The organism is Sporosarcina sp. P37, assembly GCF_002109365.1.
Classification (GTDB): Bacteria; Bacillota; Bacilli; order Bacillales_A; family Planococcaceae; genus Sporosarcina.
The window spans coordinates 591,249-606,584 of sequence record NZ_CP015349.1; the positions used below are offsets into that span (position 1 = coordinate 591,249).

The following is a 15,336-nucleotide window of genomic DNA, read 5'->3' on the forward strand; positions in this document are numbered from 1 at the left end:
TCAGCAGCTTATCACTCAGATAAGTTGTTTTTTTATTTTACCGACTGCCGATCTTCCAGATAATACGGCAAGACGACTTCTGTTTCTTCTACCTCTTCTTCATTGATGAGCTTCGTCAGTAACCGCATCGATACTGCACCCAAGTCATATAAAGGCACCACCACAGCCGTCAGCTGCGGACGCACGATGCGCGCAAGGATGGAGTGCTGGAAACAAATGATCTCCAAATCTTCAGGGATTCTGAAGTTTTGATCGCGCACGCCGTTCATAATGCCTACCGCCACTTCATCACTGCTCGTCATAACAGCAGTTGGAGTGTTTGGCAGGCTGCGCAGTGTATTCCAGCTCTCATAAGCATCATCGTACGTATTGTCAGTCTCAATAATCAAAGACTCATCAATCGACAGGCCTGCTTCTTCCAATGCCCGGATGTAGCCGACACGTTTGCACACGCGGTTTATATCCCGTGTAAACGGCCCCGATACAAACGCTATCCGCGTATGGCCGTTATCGATCAATTTCTTCGTTGCTTCATAGGCCGCCTGTTCGTGATCAATATTAACAGAAGGTAAATTGCTTTCGAAATCCAGTGTGCCCGCCAGCACAATCGGAACGTTTGCCGTTTTCATTTCAGTCCGCACTTCTGGTGAAATAGAGTCACTCATAAAGATCAGGCCGTCTACCTGCTTCCCGAGATGATCTTCAAGTAATTCCACTTCACGCGATGTACTTTTATCTGAATTGGAGATGATAATGTTGTACTCATACATCGTGGCTACGTCCGCAATGCCTCTGGACAGCTCTGCATAGTAGCTCTTGGACATATCCGGTACGATAACACCTATTGTTGTAGTACGTTTACTGGCAAGTCCCCGAGCGACGGCGTTCGGTCTGTATCCTAAACGTTCAATACAATCCAATACTTTTTTTCGAGTCGCGGGCTTCACATTTTGATTACCGTTCACTACTCGTGAAACCGTTGCCATCGATACGTTCGCTTCTCTTGCTACATCGTAAATCGTGATCGCCATTTTTGCTCCCCCTATCCTTATTCTTTATTAGTATACCGTGTTCTTGTCTATTATTGGAGTGTTTCTATGTAGAAATCCGTCTTTCAATACAGAAAAACACCGACCCCTCGTAATAAAGGATCGGTGCCGGATGATTAGATCGTTTGGTGTGTGTTCATGAAGCGTGTAATTTCTTCGTAGAACTGGTCAAACTGCTTGATATCCATTTGCTGTGCTGAATCCGACAACGCAACAGCTGGATCCGGATGAACTTCCGCCATGACACCGTCCGCCCCAACTGCAATTGCAGCTTTTGCGGTCGGAAGCAACAAATCTTTACGGCCAGTGGAGTGTGTAACATCCACGAATACCGGCAAGTGTGTTTCCTGCTTCAAAATAGGAACAGCAGAGATGTCTAGTGTATTGCGTGTAGCCGTCTCATACGTACGGATTCCTCGTTCACACAGCATAATCTCCGTATTGCCTTTTGAAATAATATATTCAGCTGCATTGACAAACTCAGAAATCGTTGCAGACATTCCACGCTTTAGAAGCACAGGCTTATTCACCATTCCCGCTTCCTTCAGCAATTCAAAGTTCTGCATATTACGTGCACCAATCTGGATCACGTCGATGTACTCAAGCGCTTCTTCCAAATGTGCTGGTGTAATGATCTCTGTGACAATGGAAAGTCCAGTTTCATCTGCAACCCGTTTTAGAATTTTCAGTCCTTCCAGTCCAAGGCCCTGGAAATCATATGGAGATGTACGCGGCTTGTATGCTCCTCCGCGGATCATCGTTAATCCTTTTGCTTTGATCGATTTTGCAACAGCCAATACTTGCTCGTAAGATTCTACTGCGCAAGGACCGAAAACGAAAGATGGATTTCCGTCTCCAATCTTATGTCCATTTATATCGACAATCGTGTCTTCAGCTTTTTTCGTGCGGGATACGAGCAATGCATTCTTCTGCTCGTCCTGCTGCACTTCAAGCGCAGACATGAAAATAGATTTAAACACTTGTTCCAGGATACCGTCTGGTAAAGGACCATCGTTTGCGTTCTTTAAGACATTCAGCATCTCCCGTTCGCGGATTGGATCATATCTATTTACACCTTGCTTTTCTTTTAACTTTCCAATTTCTTGGATGATGCCTGTACGTTCATTGATCAATTTAAGAATATCTAAGTTCAAATGATCAATACGACCTCTCAACTCACCTAAATCTTGATTGCTCATCATTCTGTCTCCTCCCCGCACATATCTTCCTTTTCTAACAACGGAATCTATGTTACATTTTTATATATTAGACCAAGTATAATGAATACTTCTTGAAAAGTCACGCAATTTCACCGAATTTAATACATATTCACTATTTTCACATAGAAAATATCGGAAAAGAGGTTGAAAATCCTGGTTACAAAGTTATTCGCTCTTGATATCGGAACCCGTTCGGTTGTGGGGATTGTGCTGGAAGAGCAAGATGATTCCTTTCACATCGTGGACCTGATTTCAAAAGAACATAAAGAACGCTCAATGATTGACGGACAGATACATAATATTGTAAGCGTGGCGTCTATTATTCAGGAAATCAAAGATGAAATGGAACAGACGCACGGTCCCTTGCAGCGTGTAAGTGTCGCAGCGGCCGGACGTTCACTCAAAACATCGGAAGGTTCTGTAACGGTGGATATTTCAGAGCGGACATTGATTTCCAAAGAAGACATTAACCGGCTGGAGTTGTCCGCTGTACAAAATGCCCAGGAAAAGCTGCTTTCCGCTAATCAATCTGAAGAGGAAGACCACTATTATTGTGTGGGCTATTCTGTTCTGCATTATAAACTGCACGGTGAAAAGATCGGCAGCTTAATCGATCAGACAGGCAAACAGGCGACCGTGGAAGTCATCGCCACATTTTTGCCGCGTGTTGTCGTAGAATCATTACTCGCGGCGTTAAAGCGTGCAGATCTTGAGATGGATGCCTTAACATTAGAACCGATTGCGGCGATTAACGTCCTCGTCCCTCCTTCCATGAGAAGATTAAATATCGCATTGGTGGATATAGGTGCAGGAACATCAGATATCGCCATCGTCAGTGAAAATACGGTGACGGCCTACGGAATGGTTCCTGTGGCCGGGGATGAAATAACGGAAGCCCTGAGCACACATTACCTGCTTGACTTCCCTCCCGCCGAACAGATGAAACGCCAAATCGCAGCGAATGATAGCTTGACGGTTCAGGATATTTTAGGCTTTGAACAGGAAGTATCCGCAGAAGAAGTCATCGGAGTCATCAGCCCTTCCGTTAAGCGGCTGGCAGCATCGATTGCGGATGAAATCATGCGGCTCAATCATGATGCCCCTCCACAGGCTGTGATGATCGTAGGAGGAGGCGGGCTGACCCCTACACTGACAAAAGAAGTCAGTCTGCGGTTAGAGCTTCCGGAAAACCGTGTGGCTATCCGCAGCCTCGACGCGCTGTCGGGTGTCTCTCTGGCTGACCATATCGCGCCTTCTCCCGCACTGGTGACGCCGATTGGAATTGCGATTGCTGCACAGCGGGCACCGATTCACTATATATCATTGACAGTCAACGGCCAAACTATCCGGCTGTTTGAGCTGAAAGAACTTACAGTAGGGGATGCATTGCTTGCGGCGCGTGTTTCCGCACGACAGTTGTACGGCAGACCCGGGCTTGCGCTGACCGTAAAAGTAAACGGACAGTGGCAGACGATTCCCGGCGGACACGGCACATCGACAACCATCTTGCAAAACGGCAAAGAAGCCGGCACGAAAGACTTCATTCATGATCATGACGTCATCGAGCTGGTATTCGGCAAAGACGGAGCAGATGCTTCCGCTTCTGTTGGAGACTTGCTGGATGAACCGAAACCGGTCACATTTCAGCTGAACGGACGTCCGGCAGCTGTTACGGATGAAATTCTACTCAATGGACTGCCCGCCGCAATCGATGCACCGGTGGCGGACCGTGACGAGCTGACAGTCAATCCAGCGGGGAGTATTCATACGGTACTGGCGTCATGTGCGGCTCCTGCGGCAGATCCGTTTTCTGTCGTGTGGGACGGTGTTACTCACCGCCTAAAAACACGGACGGCAGTCTATACCGTGAACGGTGAGAAGCCTGCCGAAGATTATCACATACAAGAAGGCGATGTGATTGAAACAGAGCAGCCAGCACCTTTTTCATTGAGAGAGATTGCGAATGATTTAAATATCGTGTGTGAATCACGTGCAGACGTTACCTTTAACGGAAAGCCGGTAGTTATTAAGAAACAGCGGACAGCAGTATACGTAAATGGTCAGTCGGCAACTCCCGATTATTGCGTGCACCCGGATGATCAGGTGGAATTCAAATCGCTGGCGGGGACTCCTATTATTTTCAGCGATGTTTTTTCATTCACTGATTTTTCTTTGCCTTCTCAATCCGCCGCTGCATATCGGCTGCTCCGTAATGGCGAATCGATCCGTTTCAACGAACCTATTTTCGGCGGAGACAGACTGGAAATACAATTTGATTAAAAAACGACACTGTGTCCGTAGGCACAGTGTCGTTTTTTACACGTATATACAAAAAGCCTTCCGAAACCGGAAGGCTTTACGTATTACTTAGAGCTGACTTTATTTGATGCGGTGTTATTTCCTTTAGTCTGCTTATCTTCTTTTTTAGCAGTGTTTGCATCCGCTTTAGGAGCTTTGTTGTTATTGCTGTTAGCAGATGGCTTTTCTGATTTCGCGTTTTGAACTTCTTTTTTAGCGGATGCTTCTGATGCTTTAGTCAGATCGCCGGATTCCGCGTTGTTTTCATTTGCGCTTTTATATTCTGTTGCTTCTTCTCCTTCAGATGAAGCTGTTCCGTCATCCATAGGAATGCTTGTTTTAGAAGCTGCAGACTTCACTTTGTCCACCAGCTGGCCTGACTGCTCCTGAAGCGTCTGGGAGAATCCGGCTGTTTTGTCTTTCGCTGCTGATGTGAAAGCTGCCGTCTTTTCTTTCGCTGTCTCTGTAAAGTCCGATGTTTTGTCTTTCGCCGCACTTGAGAATTCAGATGCTTTGTCTTTTGCCGTGCTTGACAGTTCTACTGCTTTGTCTTTCGCTGTCGCGCTCAATTCAATACTTTTATCTTTTAATTGCGAAGCTTGGATTGTTAAATCTTCGCGCATTTCACGGCCTGTTTTCGGCGCCAGGAATAATGCTGTAGCTGCACCGATTACGCCGCCGATGATTGCTCCGGCGATAAAGCTGCCTGTACCGCTGCTGTCTTCGTCATATAAATCGTTAGTGGAGCGGTATGTGTAATTTGCAGGATATTGCGGCTGTCCGTAAGTATTTGCATAGTTACCTTGATTTTCGTTATAGTTTGGTTTGTTTTCTGTCATTTTTTCTTCCTCCTGTGAGTTTACTATTTTGGTATATTTCAAAGGAAAATGCCTGTACTAGGAGCGCGCTTTGTATACCGTCCATCCTTGGGACTTCACAGGTTGCCGTTCCTTCACTTGATCGTACAGACCAACTGCAACGGTTCCCCATTGTAATACTTGCGCAATTTTGTCACTGTGCTGCTCGGCTTGGGCAGTCACAGAATTGGAAACTCTATGGACTGATTGATTAAGAGAATTCACTGATTCGCCTACACCCTTCACCGCATCCACCACAGTGTTCAGCTTATCCGCTTTTCCTTGCAGATCCTCGGCCAGCTGATTTGTTTTTTGAAGGAGCTGTGTCGTTTCCGTGGTCACTCCTTCCAATTGCTTTGTTAAGTCATCAACCGTATGCGTGACGCTTTGCAATGAGGTTTTTAACGACCCCAGCGTCATGGCGAGACTGACACAAAGAATAAGAAATGCTATTGCCGCCACCACTGCGGCAATGTAAAGTAAATTGATCACCGATGTAATCCTCCTAGAGCATATTCTTACGAAAACTTTACCCCTATTCGGGGGCTTCTAAACTTTTCGTCTTACACTCCTTTTCGACATAACCGAGTGAAATCCTTTTACAAATTCCATTTACTTCTTATAAAAATGAGAAAACAGCCTTCTCATATGATTAGGCTGTTTCTTCTTTTGTTATAGCATGTGTAAATTGTTTGAGATACTGCTGAATATCTCCGGCACCCATGAACAGGATCACTGGATTCTGATGGGCGGCCAAGTCTGACATATCGTCTAACGTTAGATGGCGGGAATTCGGGATTTTAGCAATCAGATCTTGAATCGTTAAATTTCCTTCTGTTTCCCTTGCCGACCCAAAAATATCACATAAATACACGTAATCTGCTTCTGAAAGGCTTTCGGCAAATTGGTCCAGCATCGCAGCTGTCCTGCTGAACGTATGCGGCTGGAATACCGCAACCACTTCCCGGTCCGGATATTTTTGGCGGGCCGAATCAAGCGTTGCACGAATCTCCGTCGGGTGATGAGCATAATCGTCTACAATTATCCGGCCTTCTGCTTCCGTTATGGAAAAACGTCTTTTGACGCCCGAAAATGATGCAAAACGTTCATTGACGATTTCTGCCGGAATATTTTCATAGTGACAGAGTGTAATGACTGCCAATGCGTTTTTAATAGCGTGATCGCCTGTTAATGTAATCGTAAAGCGGTGATAAAATTCATTTCGGATAAAGACGTCAAATGAACAGCCGTTTTGATCCTTTTCAATGTTTGCCGCATAAAAGTCATTGGAAGGGTCCATTCCATAATAAACGATAGGAACCTGACTTTGAAGCTTCTGAAGATTTTCGTCATCTCCGCAAGCAATCAGCGCTTTCTTCACCTGGTTCGCCATCTGCCCGAATGCGTCCAAAATATCATCCAGACTTGTAAAGTAATCGGGATGGTCAAAATCAATATTTGTCATGATCGCGTAGTCCGGATGATAGGCTAAAAAATGGCGTTTGTATTCGCAGGCTTCAAATACAAAACACTCGGTATTCTCGACACCTTTGCCTGTTCCGTCCCCAATCAAATATGAAGTGGGCGCGAAGCCTCCCAGGACGTGCGAAAGCAGACCTGTCGTGGAAGTCTTGCCATGTGTTCCGGTAACACCGATGGACGTAAACTGTTCCATATACGAGCCAAGAAAGTCATGATATCGAATGACTTCCAATCCAAGTTCTTCCGCTTTCAGTAATTCAGGATGATCATCTTTAAATGCGTTCCCTGCAATCACTTTCATGCCGGGCTGAATATTGTTTTCATCAAATGGAAGTACTTTTATATTTCTTTCATGTAAAGGATCTTCTGTAAAAAAGTATTTTTCCACGTCCGAACCTTGAACGGCATAAGATGAATCGTGCAGTAACTGGGCAAGGGCACTCATTCCTGAACCTTTTATGCCTGTAAAGTGAAACAATGTCATATTGAAACCTCCCGGGAATTCTTTCATCCCTCTTTTTATCTCCAGCTGTCTAATAATAGCCTGGAAGATTATTTCTTGTCATAGTATACCACGTGTTGAAAAAAAGTTTTACGTGCTAACCAGGTATTTTTTATTTCATAAAGCTTTCAAAAGCCTGCTCAGTTAAAAAGACATCCCTCGGTCTGCTTCCCCGCTGCTCGGAAATGAATTGGTTTGCTTCCATACGGTCAATTAGTTTTGCCGCCCGGTTATAGCCTATGCTGAAATGGCGCTGTAATGAAGAGGTTGAGGCACTCCCCTGCTCAATCACAAAACTGCAGGCCTGCTCAAATAACGGATCCGTTTCCTCTTCTTGAACAGCTGCTGCCAGCAAGTCATCCTGCCCGAATAAATAGTCCGGTTCTGCTTCGCTGCGAACATGTTCTATTATACGCTCGATTTCATCATCCGTGACAAATGTCCCCTGAAGACGCACAGGCGCTGACTGACCGTTGCCCAAATAGAGCATGTCGCCTTTACCAAGCAGACGATCCGCACCTACCGTATCCAATATCGTTCTCGAATCTACTTGAGATGAGACTGCAAATGCAATACGTGTCGGAATATTCGCTTTAATCGTACCCGTGATGACATCGACGGAAGGCCGCTGAGTGGCGATAATTAAATGAATACCGCAAGCTCTTGCTTTTTGCGTAATCCGGCTGATCGACACTTCTACATCAGCAGGCGCCATCATCATCAAATCAGCTAATTCGTCAATTACGACAAGAATATATGGCATTTTTAAAGAGAAACGTCGTGATTCCATGACCATTTCATTGTAGCGCTCAATATTACGGACACCGGAATGTGCGAACAGCTCATAGCGCCGCTCCATTTCGTTCACTGCCCATTTCAGTGCAGCAGTTGCTGCTTTCACATCGGTGATAACCGGACTCAATAAATGCGGAATGCCATTGTAAGGTGCCAATTCCACCATTTTCGGATCAATCAATAATAGTTTTAAGTCATGATAGGAAGCTTTATAGAGCAAACTGATCAGCAATGAATTAATACACACTGATTTACCGGAGCCTGTGGCACCAGCAATCATTCCATGCGGCATCTTCCGCAGATCTATTGTTTGCGGCTCCCCTGTCAAGCTGAGGCCCAGCACCGCTTCTAAAGGGGAACGTGAACTTTTGAAAGGTTCGCTTTCAATGACTTCTGATATACGCACCGCACGCGTCTTACGGTTTGGAATTTCGATTCCAATCATTCTTGTCCCCGGGATGGGCGCTTGGATCCGGATATCCCTAGCCGCCAGTGACAGTTTTAAATCATCCGTCAGATTACGGATCTTACTCACTTTCGTTCCTTGCTCCACAGTCAGTTCAAACATAGTTACAGCAGGCCCTTGCACTGCTGCAACGACTGTTGCCTGGACGGAGAAGTGAGATAAAGTTTCAACGAGCGCAGCGGACTGCGATGCAAGCCATTCCTCGTCGATTACTTCTTCTTCGGGCGGCGCCAAATAATCCACTGTCGGAAATCCGTAAGTCGGCGGCAGTTCTTCAAGCACCTCTTCTTCCGGTTCTTCTGCGATGGCTTTGGTTTCTGCAGCGCTTGTTTCAGCTTCTGCCGGTGCAGTCGCTGTTGCAGATACAGCAGGTTCAACTGCAATAGTTTCCGGTTCTTCTATTATAGTTTGCTCTGCAGCTGCAGTTTCTGTTTCTGGGGATTTCTCTTCTTCCCGTTGTTTTTTTGCAGCATTCTCTGCTATCAGCTGTTCTACCCTTGCCGCTAACTTCTCTTTGTCAGATTTAAGCATCAAAACATTAAACGGCACTACTTTCTCTTTCTTTTTTTGTTCGGTTTCTTCATTGATGTGATCATTTTCTGTTTCAATGTCTGTTTCTGATAGCGACTCTTGTGTTTCTGATTGTAATTCTTGTGTTTGTTCTGTTTGGTCTGCTTCTGCTGCTTCTGCTGTCACAATAATTCTTTCATCTTCTTCAATCAGCGGTTCTTCTGTTTCCAGGAATTCGGTTTGCGGGTGTTCTGCTGCTGATTCCGTTACTGCTTCCTGCAGCTGTTCCGTTGCTTCGATCGGAGTTGGTTCTTCAGTCACCGCTGCCGGTTCTGCTGCAGGCTCTTCTGCCTTAGGTTCTGCTATTTCAGGCTGAATAGCTTTCGGTTTTTCAGCTGCTTCTATTTCCAGGTCTTTCTGCCGGGATGCTGCCTCTGCTTCCGCAATTTCAACAGGCTTTTGCGCAACCGGTTCGTTTGCAGCGGGAACAGAGTCACTTGCACTTTTCTGCTCTGATAGACTCTTTTCTGTTGAACTAGCAAATATCGGCTTTTTCTTCGGCTGCTGCATAGAAGTTTCATATTTCGACAGTTGGGCCACTTGCGCTTCAAGCCTATCGTGCGATTCTTTATCATCGGCATTCTTCTTATCTATGACTGCCTGCATAGCCTCACTGATCGGCGAACTATTCTTCAGACCGTAAACAGGCGACGGCACATGCGTTGGCGTAAAAGGTCTTTTCATTTTCTTCGGCTTTTCTTGTTTTACTGTTTCTTCCTGCGGCCGCGGCGTTCTTTGCGGCTGAATTTGCTCAGGTTCCACAGTTTCAGGACGCCGTCTTGGTTGACCGGAAAACGGTAAAGGCAGCGGGTTGTCGGTCGGCGGTATAATTCTGGCAATTTCACGTTTCGTTTCTGCGCGATAGATTTTGCCGCTCCGCTCATATTTACCCGGCCAAAGTTCATTTTGGTGGAGAGGGATAATTTCATACTCTTCCGCCGCCGCGTCATTTTGTAAATACTCTTTTGTATATTCATCACGGTCGGCAGCAGGCTCCCATCCGTATATTTCATGGTCAGAAACTATTGGAAATCTAAAGTTAGATTTTTTATTCTCATCGTGGTTTTCTTCAAGATTTTCATTTGTATTTTCAATGTTTGATTGTTCAAATAGTACGTTTGACTTTTTATGGCCTTCTTCCATTTGCTGAAGGCGTCTTTTCATATTCCGTAGCCAGCTCAAATATATCACTCTTTTCATATCAATCATTTCATTTTAACAGGTTACCTATCCGGAAATCAAACAGTTCTGCGCGTTTTACGCAGATTTTGACGAATTGTAACCTTTGTAACATGAAAATAAAAAAGCTTTTGCCACAAGCTTGTCGAAGCTTGCAGCAAAAGCTGATTTCAATGGGTATCTTTACCAGTTACGCTTCAAAAGCTTCTCCTGTTTTTCTATCATCTTCGAGTACGAGAATTCCTTTGGCATCAGGAGCATCTTTGAGATCGAGTTCTTTCGCTGAACAAATCATTCCGGATGATGCCACTCCGCGAAGTTCTGCATCACGAATAATCATTCCTGAAGGCATGACAGCCCCTACTTTCGCAACGACAACTTTCTGTCCGGCCTCTACGTTCGGCGCGCCGCAGACGATTTGAAGTGTTTCTTCTCCCACGTCCACCTGACAAATGTTTAATTTATCAGCATTTGGATGTTTTTCTTTCTCTGTTACATATCCTACTACAAATTTAGGTGTGAAATCTAAGTCCAATTCCATTTCAACACCATTTTCGCTCAGCGCTTTTTGCAGCTGCCCGCCAAGTTCTTCTGTTAATTCTACCTGGCCTTTTGCATCTGCAGAGACATAGCGGGAAGCCTCAAACAAATTGAATGCCACCGTTTTCCCCGTTTTTTCATCGTTAATCAATGCCACATCATTTTTTCTTTCAGATGTAATGGAAGCCGGTTTTTCTGTTGTAAGCTGTACGAACAGAACATCGCCGACACCTTCTGGATTATAAAATATATTCATTTTTTCTTTTCCCTTCTAGCCACTCTGTTTTTTGCCATAATAAATATGGGTTCAAGCTTGCCGTCTTCGTAAATGAAAGACAGCGACGTAACAGGCACAGCACCTGTCGTGAAAAACTGCATAGCAATTTGTGCAATGACGTCATAGCCGGTGTCATTACGAATATCCCCAATGATTAATACGTCCTGATGAGGAACCGACACCACCATATGTCCTTCAATTTTTTGCTCCATTTCCTTCAGAAACGGCTGATTCAATATTCTGCTTGCATCGTAGCCGTCATTATTATTGATGAAGTAAAAAATGTTATCAGATACTACATCCTGTTTATAAGCAGTCGGCAAGGATTTCACCGTAAACATAGCGACTTCCTGCACTTCTTGCTCAGTCATCTTCATATCAGCCAGCATACCTTCATCAATCAGGCGGTATGTGCTTCCCAAGTCGAGTGCATAGAAAATCCTCGTTTCTGCCGTATGATCCTTCGTAAGGAACGGTTGTCCTGCAGAACTTTTAACCGGGAATGACGTGGAACGAATGACCGGATAAATCGTACTTTCACCCGCGAATCCTACTTCCTGTTCCTTCTCCATCGCATTGAACGTTTCTAAAACCGTGTAGACCACTTCATCAATCGCGCGTTCTTTTTTTTGCTCATACTTTGATAAAATCTCAGGCAGCGAAATGTCGATTCCTTTATGAAGAGTATGGTGTACAATCCGCAACTTGTCTGCTTTCCGGTCAAACTGCCACTCAAATTTCTCTTTAGGCAAGCGTTTCTTAAGTTCTTCCACCAAATCTTTCGCTTTCATTGTCGTCCCTCTCCTTCCGTGCTCAAAATCTTCGATCACTTATCGTCATGCTGGACGGAACGGGCAATCTCCATCATCTTCTTCAAATAGGCGCTGGTGTTTTCTTCATTCGTCACTGTTTCCACTTTTGCACCGCCCACGCTGGCAATCAATTCCACTAACTTTTCACCTTTTTGCACGACAGCCACAAAACCGAATGCTTCATCTTTAGAGAATGTCTTTGCACCAATCAGGTGATCCGGTTCGTCAGTCAGCAGCACGTCATAGTAAACGTGGCTGTTTTTCTTCTCGTTCGGATTGACTGTTACGTAAAAGGAGTCATTTCTTTTTGTTAAGACTATTTTCTGTGAAGTTGATTCTTTATCCATCCGCATCGTCGGCGGTTTATAGAATTCAATATCGCCTACCGTCTGATTCGTTTTTTCGGCATTCAATTCAAATACCTTTTTCGCTGAAACAAACGCAGCATCGGTTCGAACTTCCACTTTCTGACTACATCCGGCCAGTACGACAGCCAGCAGCAGCAGTAAGAAAACCTTTCCACTTCGCAACATCCAGGTTCCCCCCTTCTCTACTTCGTTCAATTTTCTATCAGTCCTATTCTAATCGCATACTGCCGCTATTGCAATCAGCAGGCGTGGAGCGGTGGCGATATAAGAGCTGACCGATCAATAGCCGCATAATATGTTCAAATAACGCATCCCTTGGCACAAGCTGTGCTGTCAGCATGCCCATAGCCCCTTCAGACATGCGAATTTGTTTCTTATTAAAATAGCGGTCAACGGCATCTCCCAATTCCTTGCCGTTTCGTATTTCATCCGCCAGCTCTTCCGGCAGCGGAATTTGAGCGCCTGCCGCTGTATATACTTCGCCTTCAGGTGTGGCAAGCGCACCCCAGTTGCACAAATACATGACACCTTCCAGCATGTGGACCCCGCCTTCCAAGCCGATGCCGTACGCTCCCTGTGCCGCTGCCATTGCACGGTTGATCGCGCCCCGCCTTGTTTCCGCATCGCTCATCGGCTGGTCACTGACGCCCGAAGGAACGGAAACTGATGAAATTGTACTATTTTCCATGCAGTGTTCAATAACCCGCACGGCAGCACGCTTCTTCGCCTGATTTTTTGAGCCGAGAACAAATTTCATTCAGCATACCTCCTCACTTGGAACTTGTCAGCAGTTCTGTTTAATGGTTTCTACGGTTGTTTTATCGCATGTTTTTACTAATTGTGTAATTAATTCCTTCGCTGCTGCATAATCATCTGTGTGGATGATCGAAGCCGCAGTATGGATGTAGCGTGAACAAATACCGATGACGGCACTTGGCACGCCGTTATTCGCAATATGCACTTGCCCTGCATCCGTACCGCCCTGGGAAACAAAGTATTGATAGGGAATGTTATGCGTTTCCGCCGTATCCAGAATAAATTCACGCATTCCGCGGTGAGTCACCATGGAACGGTCCATAATTCGCAATAATGTTCCTTGACCTAACTGACCGAATTCTTGCTTATTGCCGCTTGCGTCATTAGCTGGACTGGCGTCAAGTGCGAAGAATAAATCCGGATCAATCATGCGCGCCGCTGTCTGTGCACCGCGCAAACCGACTTCTTCCATAACAGTGGCACCTGAATATAATGTATTCGGCAATGTTTCATTCTTCACTTCTTTAAGGAGTTCGACGGCAAGGCCGCAGCCATATCGATTATCCCATGCTTTGGCCATAATCTTTTTCGGATTTGCCATCGGCGTGAACGGACATATCGGAAGAATCTGCTGTCCCGGACGAATTCCAAAACTTTCTGCATCTGCTTTATCGTCTGCACCCACATCAATGAGCATATTTTTAATGTCCATCGGCTTGCTGCGTTCGGCTTCGCTCAGCAAGTGCGGCGGAATCGATCCGATGACACCTGGAATATCTGCATCTTCTGTGATAATCTGCACCCGCTGTGCAAGCAAGACTTGGTTCCACCAGCCGCCTAAAGGCTGAAAACGAAGCATCCCGTTATCCGTAATGCCTGTTACCATGAAGCCGACTTCATCCATATGGCCGGCAACCATGATCGTAGGCTGGTCTTCTTTACCCCGGCGAACGCCAAAGACGCCGCCCAGACCGTCCTGAACAATTTCATCCGCATTTTGTGCCAGCTGTTCACGCATAAAAGCCCGGACGCGGTACTCATTACCCGGTGCGCCCGGAAGTTCAGTCAATGTACGAAATAAATCCAACGTCTCTTTTTTCATCTGAATCCCTCACTTCTTATACTGTCTATTCGTATTATATCCACATCCCAAACAGATGAAAACTAATTAGGTAAGGAATCTGCTTTACCCTAAGTGCCATACTGAATAAATGGGGCATTCGAGAAAGGCTTTTGAATCGCCATGCTCTTTTAAACTATGTTACACTATAAGAAACGATTTGCGAAGGAGGCTGCAATTAGCCATGAGAGTAAAAGAATTTTTAGCCGGAATATTAACTGGAGTTGCTGCAGGCGTAGTAGTGAATGAGGCATTTAACCGTTATAATGAAGAAGTACCTGCTGACAACGTACTGAAAAAAGTAAAAGACGCATTCAAAGAAGAAGGTCCCATCGATGGTTCTTGGATTGTTATGAAGCCTGAACCTTACACAAATCACGTGATTACAATGGACGTTTACCGCGGTGGCGTTTCACGAATGAAAGATGGCAAGCTCGAGCAATACGAGTTCGCAGCTGACGCGAAAACCGGCACTGTCGTAGAATTAGTTCGTCAGTAATCCTATACAAACCCAATAAAAATGGGCTGTCGCAAGAAGTGAACCAACTTCTTGCGACAGCCTTTTTTGTGCAGCTCTTCTGCAGGATAACTGGTTTATGCAGGGTGACGTCATGGTAATAAGGGAAGCGACACGGCATTGAACTCACTGCGGCGCTTGCGGATGGCTACGCAATGAGCCGGACAGGAAGATCGCCTGGCTGTCTCATCACTTCGCCCACCGCTTGGAAGGCGCCTCCGTTCAGTAAGCGGAAATCACTTTGGCTACTGATTTTTGAAAAGTGACGGGCAAGTGCTGTGCAGACGGATTTTGCTCTTTAGCATCACGACTGCATTACATAGTCTGACGCCTTTGTGAAAAGAGACGCGAAACGGCTTTGAACCCACTGCGGCGCTGGCGGATGGCTACGCGATGAGCCAGACAGGAAGACCCCCTGGCTGTCTCATCACTTCGCCCACCGCTTGGAAGGCGCCTCCGTTCAGTTAGGGGGTAGCAAAAAATGACACGTCTTTTGCTAAGGCATACCCCAGTCGGCAACGTGTCACT

At 45.7% G+C, this 15,336-nt stretch carries 13 protein-coding genes; 2 read left to right on the top strand and 11 right to left on the bottom strand.

Going from position 1 to position 15,336, the window contains the following annotated elements; translation table 11 throughout:
* Positions 1-32: 32 nt before the first annotated feature.
* Together ccpA and SporoP37_RS03155 are read right to left on the bottom strand one after the other, a co-directional pair.
* Positions 33-1,031 (bottom strand): catabolite control protein A, encoded by a 999-nt coding sequence (gene ccpA / locus SporoP37_RS03150; protein WP_081242283.1) that lies wholly within the window; start codon positions 1,029-1,031, stop codon positions 33-35.
* Between the two features lie 134 nt (positions 1,032-1,165).
* Entirely contained in the window at positions 1,166-2,248 is a 1,083-nt protein-coding gene (locus SporoP37_RS03155; protein ID WP_085430241.1) for a bifunctional 3-deoxy-7-phosphoheptulonate synthase/chorismate mutase, read from the bottom strand.
* 165 nt (positions 2,249-2,413) lie between these two features.
* Between SporoP37_RS03155 and SporoP37_RS03160 the strand changes: the two genes are divergently transcribed.
* On the top strand, positions 2,414-4,549 hold the full coding sequence (locus SporoP37_RS03160) for a cell division protein FtsA (RefSeq protein ID WP_335697686.1): 2,136 nt from the start codon (positions 2,414-2,416) through the stop codon (positions 4,547-4,549).
* 83 nt (positions 4,550-4,632) lie between these two features.
* Here the strand turns inward: SporoP37_RS03160 and SporoP37_RS03165 are convergent, their stop codons facing one another.
* The 9 genes from SporoP37_RS03165 to SporoP37_RS03205 form a co-directional block, all read right to left on the bottom strand.
* Positions 4,633-5,406: a YtxH domain-containing protein gene (locus SporoP37_RS03165; RefSeq protein WP_081242285.1), complete on the bottom strand. Its 774-nt coding sequence runs from the start codon at positions 5,404-5,406 to the stop codon at positions 4,633-4,635.
* A 57-nt stretch (positions 5,407-5,463) separates the two neighbouring features.
* Entirely contained in the window at positions 5,464-5,916 is a 453-nt protein-coding gene (locus SporoP37_RS03170) for a DUF948 domain-containing protein (protein WP_081242286.1), read from the bottom strand.
* A 160-nt stretch (positions 5,917-6,076) separates the two neighbouring features.
* Entirely contained in the window at positions 6,077-7,390 is a 1,314-nt protein-coding gene (gene murC, locus SporoP37_RS03175; RefSeq protein WP_081244727.1) for a UDP-N-acetylmuramate--L-alanine ligase, read from the bottom strand.
* Between the two features lie 130 nt (positions 7,391-7,520).
* Positions 7,521-10,403: a DNA translocase FtsK gene (locus tag SporoP37_RS03180; RefSeq protein ID WP_232329797.1), complete on the bottom strand. Its 2,883-nt coding sequence runs from the start codon at positions 10,401-10,403 to the stop codon at positions 7,521-7,523.
* 205 nt (positions 10,404-10,608) lie between these two features.
* Complete coding sequence (gene ytpR / locus SporoP37_RS03185; RefSeq protein WP_085430242.1) at positions 10,609-11,214, bottom strand: YtpR family tRNA-binding protein; 606 nt, start codon at positions 11,212-11,214, stop codon at positions 10,609-10,611.
* Positions 11,211-12,026, bottom strand: coding sequence for a DUF1444 domain-containing protein (locus SporoP37_RS03190; protein WP_081242288.1), 816 nt, complete (start codon positions 12,024-12,026; stop codon positions 11,211-11,213). The genes ytpR and SporoP37_RS03190 overlap by 4 nt, the downstream gene beginning before the upstream one ends.
* Before the next feature lie 35 nt (positions 12,027-12,061).
* The gene (locus SporoP37_RS03195) at positions 12,062-12,580 is read right to left on the bottom strand and encodes a hypothetical protein (RefSeq protein ID WP_085430243.1); all 519 of its coding nucleotides are present in this window, start codon (positions 12,578-12,580) and stop codon (positions 12,062-12,064) included.
* A gap of 43 nt (positions 12,581-12,623) precedes the next feature.
* Positions 12,624-13,172: a DUF84 family protein gene (locus tag SporoP37_RS03200; protein ID WP_085430244.1), complete on the bottom strand. Its 549-nt coding sequence runs from the start codon at positions 13,170-13,172 to the stop codon at positions 12,624-12,626.
* A gap of 27 nt (positions 13,173-13,199) precedes the next feature.
* Positions 13,200-14,273 carry a M42 family metallopeptidase gene (locus SporoP37_RS03205; RefSeq protein ID WP_085430245.1) on the bottom strand — a complete coding sequence of 358 codons (1,074 nt, stop codon included), beginning with the start codon at positions 14,271-14,273 and terminating at the stop codon, positions 13,200-13,202.
* A gap of 202 nt (positions 14,274-14,475) precedes the next feature.
* On the opposite strand from SporoP37_RS03205, the gene SporoP37_RS03210 reads away from it, so the two are divergent.
* On the top strand, positions 14,476-14,790 hold the full coding sequence (locus SporoP37_RS03210) for a peptidase M4 (protein ID WP_081242292.1): 315 nt from the start codon (positions 14,476-14,478) through the stop codon (positions 14,788-14,790).
* Positions 14,791-15,336 lie beyond the last annotated feature (546 nt).

Excerpts from the sequence above, each read along its gene's own strand:
- ccpA (WP_081242283.1), bottom strand. The coding sequence starts at position 1,031 with ATGGCGATCACGATTTACGATGTAGCAAGAGAAGCGAACGTATCGATG.
- SporoP37_RS03155 (WP_085430241.1), bottom strand. The coding sequence starts at position 2,248 with ATGAGCAATCAAGATTTAGGTGAGTTGAGAGGTCGTATTGATCATTTG.
- SporoP37_RS03165 (WP_081242285.1), bottom strand. The coding sequence starts at position 5,406 with ATGACAGAAAACAAACCAAACTATAACGAAAATCAAGGTAACTATGCA.
- murC (WP_081244727.1), bottom strand. The coding sequence starts at position 7,390 with ATGACATTGTTTCACTTTACAGGCATAAAAGGTTCAGGAATGAGTGCC.
- SporoP37_RS03180 (WP_232329797.1), bottom strand. The coding sequence starts at position 10,403 with ATGAAAAGACGCCTTCAGCAAATGGAAGAAGGCCATAAAAAGTCAAAC.
- ytpR (WP_085430242.1), bottom strand. The coding sequence starts at position 11,214 with ATGAATATATTTTATAATCCAGAAGGTGTCGGCGATGTTCTGTTCGTA.
- SporoP37_RS03190 (WP_081242288.1), bottom strand. The coding sequence starts at position 12,026 with ATGAAAGCGAAAGATTTGGTGGAAGAACTTAAGAAACGCTTGCCTAAA.
- SporoP37_RS03195 (WP_085430243.1), bottom strand. The coding sequence starts at position 12,580 with ATGTTGCGAAGTGGAAAGGTTTTCTTACTGCTGCTGCTGGCTGTCGTA.
- SporoP37_RS03200 (WP_085430244.1), bottom strand. The coding sequence starts at position 13,172 with ATGAAATTTGTTCTCGGCTCAAAAAATCAGGCGAAGAAGCGTGCTGCC.
- SporoP37_RS03205 (WP_085430245.1), bottom strand. The coding sequence starts at position 14,273 with ATGAAAAAAGAGACGTTGGATTTATTTCGTACATTGACTGAACTTCCG.
- SporoP37_RS03210 (WP_081242292.1), top strand. The coding sequence starts at position 14,476 with ATGAGAGTAAAAGAATTTTTAGCCGGAATATTAACTGGAGTTGCTGCA.